At 55.0% G+C, this 15,572-nt stretch carries 12 protein-coding genes; 5 read left to right on the forward strand and 7 right to left on the reverse strand.

Annotation, left to right across the window (positions count from 1 at the left end):
- Window positions 1–27: 27 nt before the first annotated feature.
- Window positions 28–666: a stringent starvation protein SspA gene (sspA, locus tag RDN66_RS22485; RefSeq protein ID WP_185667785.1), complete on the forward strand. Its 639-nt coding sequence runs from the start codon at window positions 28–30 to the stop codon at window positions 664–666.
- A 4-nt stretch (window positions 667–670) separates the two neighbouring features.
- The gene (sspB, locus tag RDN66_RS22490) at window positions 671–1,171 is read left to right on the forward strand and encodes a ClpXP protease specificity-enhancing factor (protein ID WP_035891185.1); all 501 of its coding nucleotides are present in this window, start codon (window positions 671–673) and stop codon (window positions 1,169–1,171) included.
- 36 nt (window positions 1,172–1,207) lie between these two features.
- Here the strand turns inward: sspB and RDN66_RS22495 are convergent, their stop codons facing one another.
- From RDN66_RS22495 to gltB, 3 genes are all read right to left on the reverse strand, one after another.
- A complete protein-coding gene (locus RDN66_RS22495; RefSeq protein WP_202217103.1) occupies window positions 1,208–2,293 on the reverse strand; it encodes a YhcG family protein in 1,086 nt (361 codons plus the stop codon).
- Window positions 2,294–2,492: 199 nt separating this feature from the next.
- Window positions 2,493–3,911 carry a glutamate synthase subunit GltD gene (gene gltD / locus RDN66_RS22500; RefSeq protein WP_035891183.1) on the reverse strand — a complete coding sequence of 473 codons (1,419 nt, stop codon included), beginning with the start codon at window positions 3,909–3,911 and terminating at the stop codon, window positions 2,493–2,495.
- 9 nt (window positions 3,912–3,920) lie between these two features.
- Window positions 3,921–8,381, reverse strand: a complete 4,461-nt coding sequence (gene gltB / locus RDN66_RS22505) for a glutamate synthase large subunit (protein WP_202217104.1) — start codon at window positions 8,379–8,381, stop codon at window positions 3,921–3,923.
- Between the two features lie 685 nt (window positions 8,382–9,066).
- Between gltB and RDN66_RS22510 the strand changes: the two genes are divergently transcribed.
- From RDN66_RS22510 to mtgA, 3 genes are all read left to right on the forward strand, one after another.
- On the forward strand, window positions 9,067–9,990 hold the full coding sequence (locus RDN66_RS22510) for a TIGR01212 family radical SAM protein (RefSeq protein ID WP_202217105.1): 924 nt from the start codon (window positions 9,067–9,069) through the stop codon (window positions 9,988–9,990).
- 196 nt (window positions 9,991–10,186) lie between these two features.
- Complete coding sequence (arcB, locus tag RDN66_RS22515) at window positions 10,187–12,526, forward strand: aerobic respiration two-component sensor histidine kinase ArcB (RefSeq protein ID WP_035891177.1); 2,340 nt, start codon at window positions 10,187–10,189, stop codon at window positions 12,524–12,526.
- Between the two features lie 224 nt (window positions 12,527–12,750).
- Window positions 12,751–13,470, forward strand: a complete 720-nt coding sequence (gene mtgA, locus RDN66_RS22520) for a monofunctional biosynthetic peptidoglycan transglycosylase (RefSeq protein ID WP_202217106.1) — start codon at window positions 12,751–12,753, stop codon at window positions 13,468–13,470.
- A 111-nt stretch (window positions 13,471–13,581) separates the two neighbouring features.
- On the opposite strand, the gene npr is transcribed toward mtgA, so the two are convergent.
- From npr to hpf, 4 genes are read right to left on the reverse strand one after another with little or no spacing between them, the layout of a single operon-like run.
- Window positions 13,582–13,854, reverse strand: coding sequence for a PTS phosphocarrier protein NPr (gene npr / locus RDN66_RS22525; RefSeq protein ID WP_035891174.1), 273 nt, complete (start codon window positions 13,852–13,854; stop codon window positions 13,582–13,584).
- Window positions 13,851–14,705, reverse strand: a complete 855-nt coding sequence (rapZ, locus tag RDN66_RS22530) for an RNase adapter RapZ (RefSeq protein WP_035891172.1) — start codon at window positions 14,703–14,705, stop codon at window positions 13,851–13,853. The genes npr and rapZ overlap by 4 nt, the downstream gene beginning before the upstream one ends.
- Before the next feature lie 33 nt (window positions 14,706–14,738).
- A complete protein-coding gene (ptsN, locus tag RDN66_RS22535; RefSeq protein ID WP_035891171.1) occupies window positions 14,739–15,227 on the reverse strand; it encodes a PTS IIA-like nitrogen regulatory protein PtsN in 489 nt (162 codons plus the stop codon).
- Between the two features lie 55 nt (window positions 15,228–15,282).
- Window positions 15,283–15,570, reverse strand: coding sequence for a ribosome hibernation promoting factor (gene hpf / locus RDN66_RS22540; RefSeq protein ID WP_035891170.1), 288 nt, complete (start codon window positions 15,568–15,570; stop codon window positions 15,283–15,285).
- Window positions 15,571–15,572: the final 2 nt, after the last annotated feature.

Below are 15,572 nucleotides of genomic sequence, written 5' to 3' on the forward strand. Positions count from 1 at the left end.
AAATTCTGAATATACCTGGAGGTTTTCATGGCTGTCGCTGCCAACAAACGTTCGGTAATGACGCTGTTTTCTGGTCCTACTGACATCTATAGCCATCAGGTCCGCATCGTGCTGGCTGAGAAAGGCGTCAGCTTTGAGATAGAGCATGTGGAAAAGGACAATCCACCGCAGGATCTGATTGACCTCAACCCGAATCAAAGCGTACCGACACTGGTGGATCGTGAACTGACTCTGTGGGAGTCACGCATCATTATGGAATACCTGGATGAGCGTTTCCCTCATCCGCCGCTGATGCCTGTCTACCCGGTCGCACGCGGTGAAAGCCGTCTGTACATGCACCGCATCGAAAAAGACTGGTACTCACTGATGAACACCGTGATGAACGGTTCTGCTGCTCAGGCGGATGCTGCACGTAAGCAACTGCGTGAAGAGCTGCTGGCGATTGCGCCGGTCTTCACTCAGAAGCCATTTTTCCTGAGCGACGAGTTCAGTATTGTCGATTGCTACCTGGCTCCACTGCTGTGGCGCTTGCCTGTCATGGGTATCGAGCTGGTTGGTGCCGGTGCGAAAGAGCTGAAAGGCTATATGACTCGCGTCTTCGAACGTGATTCTTTCCTCGCCTCTTTAACGGAAGCCGAGCGCGAAATGCGCCTTGGCCGGGGTTAATTGAATGGAAGTTTCACAGCTTTCTCCACGCCGCCCGTACCTGCTGCGTGCGTTCTACGAGTGGCTGCTGGATAACCAGCTGACGCCGCATCTGGTGGTCGATGTCATGATGCCAGGCGTGAACGTACCAATGGAGTACGCGCGCGATGGACAGATCGTATTGAATATCGCGCCACGCGCGGTGGGCAATCTTGAACTGGCCAACGATGAAGTGCGCTTTAACGCGCGCTTTGGCGGCGTACCGCGTCAGGTTAATGTGCCGCTGGCTGCCGTGCTGGCTATCTATGCCCGTGAAAACGGCGCTGGAACCATGTTCGAACCTGAAGCCGCGTACGATGAGAATGCGGACAGCTTCAACGACGATGAAGCCGTGGATAACGGTGGAAGCGAAACGGTGATGTCGGTGATTGATGGCGATAAGCCTGATATTAGCGATGACAACGATCCGGATGATACGCCGCCACCGCCTCGCGGTGGGCGACCGGCGCTGCGCGTTGTGAAGTAAGATGAGAACAGGCCCTTTGGGGCCTGTTTTGTTATGTCAGTTTGATAATAAGTTACCCTGCGCGGCCAATGCCTTTTGTGAGCGAATCAGCTCATCTGCCAGCCGCTTTTCATCAGGCAGCTGTACTCTGTATTCGCTTGCCATCACGGTATTGGGTAAACCATTCAATGAATAGTGCGCTTCCCCAGCCCCTTTCGCCGCGCACAAGATTAACCCCACGGGCGGGTTCTCTCCCGGCATAGTCCAGTGCTCTTTCGCATAGTTCAGGTACATATTCATTTGTCCTGCATCGGCATAGCTGAATTTGCCTACTTTCAGGTCGATAACCAACAGACAGCGTAATTTCCGGTGGAAAAATAGCAGGTCGATGCGAAACCAGCTGTCGTCAATCCGCAAGCGACGCTGACGGCCTACAAATGCAAAATCATCACCGAGTTCCAGCATAAAATCCATCAGATGGTTGAGCAGGGCCTCTTCAAGATCGGACTCTGAATACTCGTCTTTCAGGTCCAGAAATTCCAGAATGAACGGGTCGCGTATTGCCTGCTCTGGCGCCACCTCGGCGGTGGCGGGCGCACTCTGTTGTAGCATGGCCGTTTTATCGCGGGACAGCAGTATCCGCTCGTAAAATTGTGTGGCAATTTGCCTGTCTAACTGCCGCACCGACCAGCCACAACGCAGCGTCTCTTTCTCGTAAAAGCTGCGCGCATCGGGACTTTTAACCGACAGGAGGCGGACGTATGCAGACCAGGGAAGTGGGAAAAACTTGGCCAGCTGTATGAGATATTGAGATTCTGCAGACACTGTCTGCGGAATTTCAATGTGTTGAAAACAAATGTAAAAATTGCGTATTTGCCACAGGATTCTTGTAGAAAAACCGCGTTTATACCTTTGGCTTAAATCCTGCGATAAACGATCAATGAGCTGTTCACCATAAGCCGCTCTGGTTTCACCGCCTTGCTCAAATTCGACAATGCGTCGGCCAATTTCCCAGTATGTCGCGGTCATGAGTGCGTTAACGCTGCGAACTATTTCAGTTCGTGCGCAATCGACCAGATGAATAATACCGTCATGGATCTGCTGATAATCATCTGCGTTTTGAGGTGACGTCGGCGTGTTCATATTTCATCCCTGTAGTGATAGTCGCAATGTGAAATTTTGCCGCTATCAATACGCCCGGGCGCTGAAGTGATCAATCCGCGTTCTAATAATTACAAAGACTTGCAGTCTGAATTGCGAGTAGCTTTCAAAGAATGGCGGGGATATACGAAGAAAAAAGCCCCTGTCTGCAAATGTGGACAGGGGCCATAGAAGAGTCTTCTTACACTTCCAGCCAGTTCATAATCCCGTCAGCCGCCTTACGGCCTTCGGCAATCGCTGTCACCACCAGATCCGAACCGCGCACGATGTCACCACCGGCGAAGATTTTCGGGTTGCTGGTCTGGAAGGCATTTTCGTGACCTTCGGGCGCAATGATGCGGCCCTGAGAGTCCAGCTCAACGCTGTGTTTCGCCAGCCATTCCATGCTGTGTGGACGGAAGCCAAACGCCATCACGACGGCATCGGCCGGGATGACATGCTCGGAGCCGGCGACAATTTCCGCGCGACGGCGGCCTTTCGCATCCGGCTGGCCCATTTCGGTACGCGCCATCTTCACGCCGCTCACTTTGCCATTAGCATTCACTTCAATGCCCAGCGGCTGGATGTTGAACTGGAATTCCACGCCTTCTTCACGCGCGTTTTTCACTTCGCGTTTCGAACCTGGCATGTTCTCTTCGTCACGACGATAAGCACAGATAACGTGAGCCGCATTCTGACGAATGGAGGTGCGCACGCAGTCCATCGCGGTATCACCGCCGCCCAGTACCACCACGCGCTTGCCTTCCATGCTGACGTACGGTTCTTCGGCGGTTTCACCAAAGCCCATAATCTGCTTGGTGTTGGCAATCAGGAATGGCAGAGCGTCGAATACGCCGGACGCGTCTTCGTTCTCCAGGCCGCCGCGCATGGACTGATAGGTGCCCACGCCGAGGAAGACGGCGTCGTAATCCTTCAGCAGGTCGTCCAGTTGCACATCACGGCCCACTTCGACGTTGAGTTTGAACTCAATGCCCATGCCTGTGAAGATTTCACGGCGGCGGGTCATCACCTCTTTTTCCAGCTTGAAGGCCGGGATACCGAAGGTCAGCAGACCGCCGATTTCAGGGTGACGGTCAAAGACCACAGCCTTCACGCCGTTACGGGTCAGCACGTCGGCGCATGCCAGGCCCGCAGGGCCCGCACCGATGATGGCGACTTTTTTGCCGGTTTGCTTCACGCCGGTCAGGTCTGGACGCCAGCCCATCTCGAACGCTTTATCGTTGATATAGCGTTCGATGTTGCCGATGGTCACTGCGCCGAACTCGTCGTTCAGCGTACATGAACCTTCGCACAGGCGGTCCTGCGGGCAAACGCGCCCGCAAACTTCCGGCAGGGTGTTGGTCTGGTGCGACAGCTCGGCTGCCTCAAAAATACGTCCCTCGTTGGCGAGCTTCAGCCAGTTCGGGATGTAGTTATGTACCGGACATTTCCACTCGCAGTAAGGGTTACCGCAGGACAGGCAGCGGTCTGCCTGTGCTTTGGCCTGTCCTTCGGAAAACGGCTCGTAGATCTCAATAAATTCGATCTTGCGGATCTTCAGCGGTTTCTTTGGCGGATCAACGCGCTGCAGGTCGATAAATTGATAAACGTTCTGACTCATGATGACCTCTTACTGCGCCTGCACACGCAGCTCAGCTGCGCTACGACTACGGTGACCCAACAGGGCTTTCACATCACTGGACTTCGGCTTAACCAGCGCGAACTTCGCGGAGTAAGACGGCCAGTGCGCCAGGATCTCTTCGCCGCGGGAAGAACCGGTTAACTGCACATGTTCGGTAATCAGACCGCGCAGGTGCTCTTCATGAATCGCCAGCGAGTCGACATCCAGCACTTCCACCAGTTCCGGGTTCACGCGTTTACGGAAATCACCGTCTTCATCCAGTACGTAGGCGAAGCCGCCCGTCATACCGGCGCCGAAGTTAACGCCCGTTTTGCCCAGCACGCAGACGATGCCGCCGGTCATGTATTCACAGCCGTTGTCGCCAATACCTTCCACCACGGTAATCGCCCCGGAGTTACGTACGCCGAAACGTTCACCCGCACGCCCTGCGGCGTACAGACGACCGCCGGTCGCACCGTACAGGCAGGTGTTACCGATAATGCTCGCTTCATGGCTGCGGAAGGAAGAACCCACCGGAGGACGAATCGCCAGCAGACCACCCGCCATACCTTTACCGACGTAGTCGTTGGCATCGCCGGTTAGGTACAGCTCAACGCCGCCTGCGTTCCACACGCCGAAGCTCTGACCTGCGGTGCCGCTGAAGTGCGCTTTAATCGGATCCGATGCCAGTCCCTGGTCGCCGTGCGTCTGGGCAATATAGCCAGACAGCGAGGCCCCTACGGAGCGGTCGGTGTTGCGGATGTCGAACCAGAAGGTTTTGCTCTGGCGGTCATCAACAAACGGTTTCGCCTGCTGTAGCAGCTGTGCGTTCAGCACGCCGTTATCAAACGGCGGGTTGTTCTCGGTGCAGTACAGCGCTTTACCTGGGTGCGGCTCGGCGGTTTCCAGCAAACGAGATAGCTCCAGCTTCTGCTGCTTGGCGGTGAAACCATCCAGCTCTTTGAGCAGGTCGGTGCGGCCAATCAGGTCTACGAGGCGGGTTACGCCCAACTCGGCCATCAGCTCGCGCACTTCACGGGCGATAAATTCAAAGTAGTTAGTCACTTTGAACGGCAGGCCGTGATAGTGGTTCTTACGCAGTTTGTCATCCTGAGTTGCAACACCGGTTGCACAGTTGTTCAGGTGGCAAATACGCAGGTATTTACAGCCCAGCGCGACCATTGGACCGGTGCCGAAGCCGAAGCTTTCCGCGCCGAGGATCGCCGCTTTAATAATGTCGACGCCGGTTTTCAGGCCGCCGTCTACCTGCAGACGAATCTTGTGACGCAGACCGTTAGCGACCAGCGCCTGCTGGGTTTCCACCAGGCCCAGTTCCCACGGGCAGCCCGCATATTTGACGGAAGACAGCGGGCTTGCGCCGGTGCCGCCGTCATAGCCAGCGATGGTAATCAGGTCAGCGTAAGCTTTCGCTACCCCCGTGGCGATAGTGCCGACGCCCGGTTCGGAAACCAGCTTCACGGAGATCATCGCTTTCGGGTTGACCTGTTTCAGGTCGAAAATCAGCTGCGCCAGATCCTCGATAGAGTAAATATCGTGGTGCGGTGGCGGAGAAATCAGCGTCACGCCCGGTACGGAATAGCGCAGTTTGGCGATGTACGGGGTGACTTTATCACCCGGCAACTGACCGCCTTCGCCTGGCTTCGCGCCCTGGGCAACTTTAATCTGAATCACGTCGGCGTTAACCAGATACGCTGGGGTCACGCCAAAGCGACCGGAAGCCACCTGCTTAATGCGCGATACTTTGTTGGTACCGTAACGCGCCGGGTCTTCGCCGCCTTCGCCGGAGTTCGAGTTACCGCCGATGCTGTTCATCGCTTCAGCCAGCGCTTCGTGTGCTTCCGGGCTCAGTGCGCCGATAGACATCGCTGCGGTGTCGAAACGTTTGAACAGGTCGCTTGCTGGTTCAACGTCGGCCAGGTTGACGGTTTCCCCGTTCGGGGTGATCGCCAGCAGATCGCGCAGTGTTGCCGCAGGACGGTTGTTCACCAGCTCTGCATATTCTTTGTAATCGCTGTACTCACCGCTCTGTACTGCCTGTTGCAGGGTGCGCACCACGTCCGGGTTATAAGCGTGATATTCGCCGCCGTGAACGTATTTGAGCAGGCCGCCCTGATCCAGCGGTTTACGCGCCAGCCAGGCACGTTTCGACAGGTTCAGCAGGTCCTGCTGGAAGTCGTCGAACGATGCACCGCCGATGCGGCTAACCACGCCCTGGAAGCAGTTCTCAACCACGTCATCGTGCAGACCCACGGCTTCAAACAGCTTGGAGCAGCGATAGGACGCGATGGTCGAGATGCCCATTTTGGACATGATCTTGTACAGGCCTTTGTTGATGCCGTTACGGTAGTTCAGCATCACCGTGCGGTAGTCTTTCTCGATAGCATGCGTATCAATCAGACGTCCCAGGGTTTCATAAGCCAGGTACGGGTAGATTGCCGTGGCGCCAAAGCCGAGCAGTACCGCGAAGTGGTGCGGGTCGCGGGCGCTGGCGGTTTCGACGATGATGTTGGCATCGCAGCGCAGGCTCTTATCAACCAGACGAGCCTGAATGGCGCCTACCGCCATCGGTGCCGGTACCGGCAGACGATTTTTGGCGATGTTACGGTCAGAAAGCACCAGCAAAACGGTACCACTGCGTACCATCTCTTCGGCTTTGTCGCACAGCGCTTTCACCGTCTCTTCAAGGTTGGTTTCCGTCACATCGAAGGTGATATCCAGCGTATCGGCGCGGTAGTGCTCCTCTTTCATCGTGGTGAGCTGATTGAAATCGGAGTACAGCAGAATCGGTGATTTGAAGCTCAGACGGTGCGCCTGGCCTTCCGCTTCGCAGAAGACGTTCATTTCACGGCCGATGCTGGTCGCCAGCGACATCACGTGCGCTTCACGCAGCGGGTCGATTGGCGGGTTGGTCACCTGCGCAAACTGCTGACGGAAATAGTCGTAAATAATACGCGGCTGGCTGGAGAGCACGGCAAACGGGGTATCGTCACCCATTGAGCCGACCGCTTCCTGGCCATTTTCGCCGAGCACGCGGATAACGGAATCCAGCTCTTCGGCGCTGTAGTTAAACTGTTTCTGATAGCTGGCAAGCGTATCGTCGTCCAGCTCGCGGCTGCCAACACGGTCATCGGCCAGATCTTCAAACGGCACCAGGCGGCGAACGTTTTTCTCCATCCACTCTTTGTACGGGTGGCGGCTTTTCAGATCGTTGTCGGTTTCAGCAGAGTGCAGAATGCGGCCACTGCGGGTGTCGATAACCATCAGCTCGCCTGGGCCTACACGGCCTTTTTCAACCACTTCGTCAGGCTGGTAATCCCAGATACCGACTTCAGAAGCGCAGGTGATGAGCTTGTCTTTGGTGATGACGTAGCGCGCCGGGCGCAGACCGTTACGGTCGAGGTTACAGGCGGCATAGCGACCGTCAGACATGACGATACCTGCCGGGCCGTCCCACGGCTCCATGTGCATGGAGTTAAAGTCGAAGAACGAACGCAGGTCCGGGTCCATATCCGGGTTATTCTGCCAGGCCGGTGGTACCAGCAGACGCATGGCGCGAATGATGTCCATCCCGCCTGCCAGCAGCAGCTCAAGCATGTTATCCATGGAGCTGGAGTCGGAGCCGGTTTCGTTAACGAAAGGCGCAGCGTCGTGCAGATCCGGGATTAGCGGGGTCTGGAACTTATAGGTACGCGCGCGTGCCCACTGGCGGTTACCGGTGATGGTGTTGATTTCGCCGTTGTGCGCCAGGTAGCGGAACGGCTGAGCCAGCGGCCAGCGTGGAACGGTGTTGGTGGAGAAGCGCTGGTGGAACAGGCAGATGGCCGACTCCAGACGCAGGTCCGCGAGGTCCAGGTAGAAGCGCGGCAAATCCGCCGGCATACACAGACCTTTATAGATGTTGACCAGGTTCGACAGGCTACAAACGTAGAAGTCTTTATCTTCCTGGAGGCGTTTTTCGATACGGCGACGGGCGATAAACAGACGGCGTTCCATATCGCGTGGACGCCAGCCCGCAGGGGCGTTAACGAAAATTTGTTCAATGCGAGGCAGAGAGGAGAGGGCGATCTCACCCAGCACGCCTTCATTGGTTGGCACGTCGCGCCAGCCGACGATAGACAGGGTTTCACGCTGCAGTTCTTCTTCTACAACACGGCGAGACGCCGCAGCCAGTTCAGGATCCTTATTCAGGAACAGCATCCCAACGGCATAGTTTTTCGCTAAGCGCCAGCCGCGCTCTTCGGCGACGATGCGAAAGAAACGGTCAGGTTTTTGCAGCAGCAGGCCACAACCGTCACCGGTTTTACCATCGGCGAGTATTGCGCCGCGGTGCTGCATTCGGGCCAGTGCGTGTATCGCGGTACGCACTACCTTGTGGCTAGGTTCGCCTTCTATGTGGGCGATCAGGCCGAAACCACAGTTATCCCTCTCAAGGGATTTATCGTACAACATATCAGTGAACCTCCCCAGGCTCTACGGGACGCCCCCTTAATCGATTGCGCGCAAGGCACAGCAAGAGCATGGCGACGGGGTATGGCATTCATCTGCCTAACCTCGCATTCGCCCTCTTTTATCCTTTTCGCGTAGGTCGCACAAGTTTGAGGACTTGCTTAAGAGGGAATCTCAATTACTGCATAAATATGATGAGCAGACTGCTCATCCAGAAAGCTTCCAGCGGATTCCCAACTTATCGGGAATCGATACATAGGTCAAATGGCAATCTTATTTATACAGAAATGTGCTATAGAGCAATTAACGCAATGATATATAAGAAAAATATGACATTTTAGACTGACGTTAACCGCGCTGAAGGGGATTCACGAGTGTGATCTGTCTCACTATCTGAAAGCGCTGTTTTAATCGTCATGCACTGTTTATTCTGCAATAAGTAGCATTTAATGCTGGCATGGAGTGTGGGGGTATAGGATCACTCTGTTTTTCAACGGCAGATAGATTATTGCAAATTAGCCGCTGAACATAAGTAAAAATAATCTATACGGCTTTGAATGAAATTGCAGTTATTTTGATTTGTTATGCAATGAGATAAAAGGTCTACATGGCGATTGATCCAGGTCATCGCCGATCGAGACTAAAAGTGGCAGGCTTGGCCCCTTTCTTCAGGCCGGTCTATCAGATTATGCAGTTACAAAAATTAGTCAATATGTTTGGTGGGGATCTTACGCGCCGTTATGGCGAAAAGGTTCATAAACTGACGCTGCATGGTGGATTTAGCTGCCCAAACCGCGATGGCACCATCGGCCGCGGCGGCTGTACGTTCTGTAATGTCGCCTCGTTTGCCGATGAAGAGCAGCAGCATAAGTCGATTGCCGAGCAGCTGGCGCATCAGGCGCAGCTGGTGAACCGCGCAAAACGCTATCTGGCCTATTTCCAGGCCTATACCAGCACCTTTGCCGAAGTGCAGGTGCTGCGTTCGATGTATCAACAGGCGGTAAGCCAGGCAAATATTGTTGGGCTGTGCGTTGGCACGCGCCCGGACTGCGTGCCGGAGGCGGTACTCGACCTGCTAAGTGAGTACCACGAGCAGGGCTATGAAGTGTGGCTGGAGCTCGGCCTGCAAACGGCGCACGATAAAACGCTGCACCGGATTAACCGTGGCCATGATTTCGCCTGCTATCAGAACACCACACGTCTGGCGCGCGAACGCGGGCTGAAGGTATGTAGCCACCTGATTGTCGGCCTGCCGGGCGAAGGGCAGAGCGAATGCCTGGAGACGCTCCAGCAGGTGGTTGAAACCGGTGTTGACGGCATTAAGCTGCATCCGCTGCATATTGTTACCGGCAGCATCATGGCCAAATCCTGGGAAGCCGGGCGCCTGAACGGTCTTGAGCTGGACGACTATACGGTAACCGCGGGCGAGATGATTCGCCATACGCCGCCGGAGGTGATTTATCATCGCATCTCCGCCAGCGCACGTCGCCCGACGCTGCTGGCTCCGCTGTGGTGTGAGAACCGCTGGACAGGAATGGTCGAGCTGGATAAGTACCTGAACGAACATGGCGTGCAGGGCTCGGCGCTGGGCACTCCGTGGGTGCAGCCATAGCGCCCATTGCCGGATGGCGGCGCTGCCTTATCCGGCCTACAACGGCAATGTAGCCGTGTAGCCCGGCCAAGCGAAGCGCCGCCGGGAATGGCTCCGTGGCCCAATTAGCAGATAATCCCCGCATTTTTCGCACAACCTACCGCGCCACGCTCAGAATTGGGTATTATTGAACGACGTTGTCGTTAAGGAATCCCTTATGAAGCAAATTCGTATGCTGGCGCAGTATTACGTCGACCTGATGATGAAGCTGGGTCTGGTACGTTTCTCCATGCTGTTGGCGCTGGCGCTGGTGGTGTTGGCCATTGTGGTACAAATGGCGGTAACCATGGTGCTGCACGGCCAGGTTGAAAGCATTGATGTTATCCGTTCTATCTTCTTTGGTTTGCTGATTACGCCCTGGGCGGTCTACTTCCTTTCGGTCGTGGTTGAACAGCTTGAAGAGTCACGACAACGTCTCTCCCGGTTGGTGGAGAAGCTTGAAGAGATGCGCGAGCGCGACCTCAAGCTGAACGTCCAGCTCAAAGACAATATTTCGCAGCTCAATCAGGAGATTAGCGATCGCGAAAAAGCCGAGGCCGAGCGCCTTGCGACGCTAGAGCAGTTGCGAATTGAGGTACAGGAGCGCGAAGAAACGCAGATCCGCCTCGAGCAACAATCCTCCTTCCTGCGCTCTTTCCTTGATGCTTCTCCGGATTTGGTTTTCTATCGCAATGAAGATAAAGAGTTCTCCGGCTGTAACCGGGCGATGGAATTGCTGACCGGCAAAAGCGAGAAGCAGTTGATTCACCTGCACCCGGAAGAGGTTTATGCGCCTGAAGCAGCGGCGAAAGTCATTGAAACCGATGAAAAAGTCTTCCGCCACAACGTCTCGCTCACCTACGAACAGTGGCTTGATTATCCCGACGGACGCAAAGCCTGCTTCGAGATTCGTAAAGTGCCGTATTACGACCGCGTGGGTAAACGCCACGGCCTGATGGGCTTTGGCCGCGATATTACCGAGCGTAAGCGCTATCAGGATGCGCTTGAGCGTGCCAGCCGCGATAAGACTACCTTTATTTCTACCATCAGCCATGAGCTGCGTACGCCGCTGAATGGCATCGTCGGCTTAAGCCGCATTCTGCTCGACACCAACCTGACGGCTGAACAAGAAAAATACCTGAAAACCATCCATGTCTCGGCGGTCACGCTGGGTAATATCTTCAACGATATTATCGATATGGACAAAATGGAACGTCGCAAAGTCCAGTTGGATAACCAGCCGGTCGATTTCACAGGTTTCCTGGCCGACCTGGAAAACCTCTCCGGTCTGCAGGCGCAGCAAAAAGGTCTGCGCTTCGTGATGGAGCCAACGTTACCGCTGCCGCATAAGGTGATTACCGACGGCACCCGACTGCGCCAGATCCTGTGGAACCTTATCAGCAACGCCGTGAAGTTTACCCAGAAGGGCAGCGTGACGGTGCGCGTACGCTATGACGCAGGCGATATGCTTCACTTTGAAGTCGAAGACTCCGGTATCGGTATCCCGCAGGAAGAGCAGGATAAAATCTTCGCCATGTATTATCAGGTTAAAGACAGCCAGGGCGGTAAACCTGCCACCGGGACCGGCATTGGCCTCGCGGTCTCTCGTCGTCTGGCGAAAAGCATGGGCGGTGATATTGAAGTCTCAAGCCAGGCCGGACACGGCGCGACCTTCACCTTGACGGTGCATGCACCAGCGGTGGCGGAAGAGGTTGAAGATGCGTTTGAGGACGATGAAATGCCGCTGCCTGCGCTGCACGTCCTGCTGGTGGAAGACATTGAATTGAACGTGATTGTCGCCCGTTCGGTGCTAGAGAAACTGGGCAACAGCGTGGATGTCGCCATGACCGGCAAAGATGCGCTGGAGATGTTTACGCCGGGCGAATATGACCTGGTGCTGCTGGATATCCAACTGCCGGATATGACGGGGTTGGATATCTCCCGCGAACTGACGCGTAAATACCACGCCGACGACCTGCCTCCGCTGGTTGCGCTGACGGCTAACGTACTGAAAGATAAGAAAGAGTATCTGGAAGCCGGGATGGACGATGTGCTGAGTAAACCGCTCTCGGTACCGGCCCTGACCGCGATGATCAAGAAGTTCTGGGATACCGTTGAAGACGAAGAGGAGAGTACCGTGACCCCTGTTGAAAGCAGCAAATCGCAGCAGCTACTGGATATTCCGATGCTGGAGCAGTACCTCGAACTGGTTGGGCCGAAGCTGATTACCGACGGTCTGGCGGTCTTCGAGAAAATGATGCCGGGCTACCTCGCGGTACTGGAATCGAACCTGACCGCGCGCGACCAGAAAGGCATTGTTGAAGAAGGTCATAAGATTAAAGGCGCGGCCGGTTCCGTCGGCTTGCGTCACCTGCAACAGCTGGGGCAACAGATCCAGTCTCCCGACCTTCCGGCCTGGTGGGATAACGTCGGTGAATGGGTTGAGGAAATGAAATCCGAGTGGCAGCAGGATGTCGCGGTATTAAAAGCCTGGGTGGCGAACGCTGATAAAAAATGACCCCGGCTAGACCGGGGTGCGCGAATACTGCGCCAACACCAGGGAACTGGTGGCTGCGTCAGATGATTAGCTTGTTTTTTGTTGATGACACAACCTGAAATACGATTGCACGCTCAATAAGATAGCAAAACTTAAAATGTTTGTTACGTGAATCAGTAAAATGTGTGAAGCATAACGACTTAATCAGAAATATTAATCGGCGTCAGAGAGTTAGCGTGAAGAAGATGGCTTTAAGGAAAGTAGCGGGGCTAAAACAATTGTTCTGGCGACTGTTGCTGTTGCTGGCGCTTTTCTGGGGCGGCGGCATCGCCGCGTTCAGTTTTTTGCCGGTTCCATTTTCCGCAGTGATGATTGAGCGTCAGCTTGGCGCCTGGATGACGGGCGACTTTGGCTACGTGGCACACTCTGATTGGGTCAGCATGGATGCTATCTCGCCGTTTATGGGGCTGGCGGTGATTGCCGCTGAAGACCAAAAATTCCCGGATCATTGGGGGTTTGACGTCTCGGCGATTGAGAAAGCGCTGGCGCACAACGAGCGCAATGAAAACCGTATCCGCGGAGCTTCTACGCTCTCGCAGCAAACGGCGAAAAACCTGTTCTTGTGGGATGGCCGTAGCTGGGTGCGTAAAGGGCTGGAAGCGGGTCTGACGCTGGGCATGGAAACAGTCTGGAGTAAGAAACGCATCCTGACCGTGTACCTGAACATTGCTGAATTCGGTGACGGTATTTTTGGCGTGGAAGCCGCGTCTCAACGCTATTTCCACAAGCCCGCGAGCAGGTTGACGATGGCCGAAGCCGCACTGCTGGCCGCCGTGTTGCCGAACCCGCTCCGTTTTAAAGCCAGCGCGCCGTCAGGGTATGTGCGTAGTCGCCAGGCGTGGATATTACGTCAGATGCGTCAACTGGGCGGGGAAGGGTTTATGCGGGAGAATAAGCTGTATTAACCGCAGGTTGCGGTGAATTTTGTAGGCCTGATAAGCGTAGCGCCATCAGGCATTGTAAGGCGCCGCTGTATCGCCGGATGGCGGCGTAAACGCCTTATCCGGCCTACGAGACTAGTCTTCGTCGAACCCGGCGTTAAACAGCGCAATCACCGCGGCCAGTGCTTCTTCTTCCTGCGGCCCGGTGGCTTCGACTTCAATCTGGCGACCCTTGGCTGAGTCCAGCATCAGCAGCGCAATCACGCTATTTGCCTCCGCTTCGGTCCCTTCATCGTTACGCAGCAGAACTTCTGCGTCGAAATGCTGCATCAGCTCAAACAACTTCATCGCCGGGCGAGCGTGCATGCCCAGCTTGTTGGTTATCTCAACGGTCTGCTTTACGGTCATGATTTGCGTTTTTCCAGCGTCCGGTGACGAGACTGCACGTTCTTACCGCGCGATCGGAAGTAGTCAGCCAGCTGTTCGGCAACGTAGACCGAACGGTGTTTACCGCCAGTACAACCGATAGCAACGGTCAGATAGCTACGGTTGTTGGTTTCCAGCATAGGTAACCATAGCTCAAGATAGCTGCGCGTTTGATAGATAAAATTGTGAACTTCCGTGTGCCTGTCGAGGAACGCGGCGACCGGTTTATCCAGGCCAGTCATCGGACGCAGCTTAGGATCCCAGTGCGGGTTTGGCAGGAAGCGTACGTCAAAAACGTAGTCAGCATCGATAGGAATGCCGTGCTTGAAGCCAAAGGATTCGAATACCATCGTCAGCTCACGCTCGCGTTTACCCAGCAGGCGAGTACGCAGCATCTCGGCCAGTTCATGAACTGACATTTCGGAGGTGTCGACGATAAGGTCGGCGCGAGAGCGCAGCGGTTCCAGCAGGTTACTCTCTTCATCAATGGCGCTTTCCAGCGACAGATTCTTACTGGAGAGTGGGTGCAGACGGCGGGTATCGCTGTAGCGGCGAATCAGGGTGTTGCGATCGGCATCAAGGAACAACAGCTGCGGGGAGAAGTTATCCGGCAGGTTTTCCATTGCCCGCTCAAAGATTTCCGGTGATTCGGGCATGTTACGCACGTCAATGCTGACGGCGGCGGATATCTCACGGTCGGCAAGCGTTTTTGCCAATTCTGGCAGCAGCACGACCGGCAGGTTATCGACGCAGTAAAAGCCCATATCTTCCAGCGCGCGCAGGGCGACCGATTTTCCGGAGCCTGAGCGGCCGCTGACGATCATCAGTACCATGTACCGTTTCTCCTCAGTACGACGTGATGTCCATTATGCATCATCGTGGGTTTCCGTATCGGTGATGATTTGATACAGCTCTTCGTCGCTCTGCGCAGCACGCAGACGACGGCAAATGGTTTTATCCGCCAGGCGTTTTGCCACCAGAGAAAGCGTATGCAGGTGGGTTTTGGTCTGGTCTGCCGGCACCAGGAGCGCAAAGAGTAAATCGACGGGCTGATTGTCGATGGCGTCGAAGGCGATCGGGGTTTCCAGCTGCACAAACACGCCAACCGCGCGCAGCGTATCTTCTTCCAGCTTGCCGTGAGGAATAGCGATACCGTTACCAATACCGGTACTGCCCATCTTCTCGCGGGTCAAAATTGCCTCAAAGACAACCTGCGGAGGTAGGCTCAGCTGTTTTGCCGCCAGTTCGCTGATGATTTCCAGCGCGCGTTTTTTACTCTGACAGTGCACAGCACTGCGGGTACATTCCTGGTTAAGGACATTGCTCAGTTGAAGAGCCGAATCGTTATTTGTCATAATTTCACCTAAGCATCGCCCGGTATGCGGGCATATCGGGCGACTGCTCGGACAATCAATGTTGTTTTAGTTTATCTTTATGCTTGTTTAACTGTCTCGCCAGTTTATCAATCAAACCGTCGATGGCGGCGTACATATCCTGCCCTTCCGCGCTGGCATGAAGTTCGCCTCCGTTAACGTGCAATGTGGCGTCCGAGATGTGCGTCAATTTCTCCACCTTTAACACAATGTAGACCTGATTGATCCTCTCGAAATACTGTTCGAGCTTAACGAATTTCGCATTCACAAATTCGCGCATCGCATCGGTAATTTCGACGTTGTGTCCAGTGATGTTGAGCTGCATAG

The sequence above is a fragment of the uncultured Kluyvera sp. genome (assembly GCF_902485085.1).
Taxonomy (GTDB): Bacteria; Pseudomonadota; Gammaproteobacteria; order Enterobacterales; family Enterobacteriaceae; genus Kluyvera; species Kluyvera ascorbata.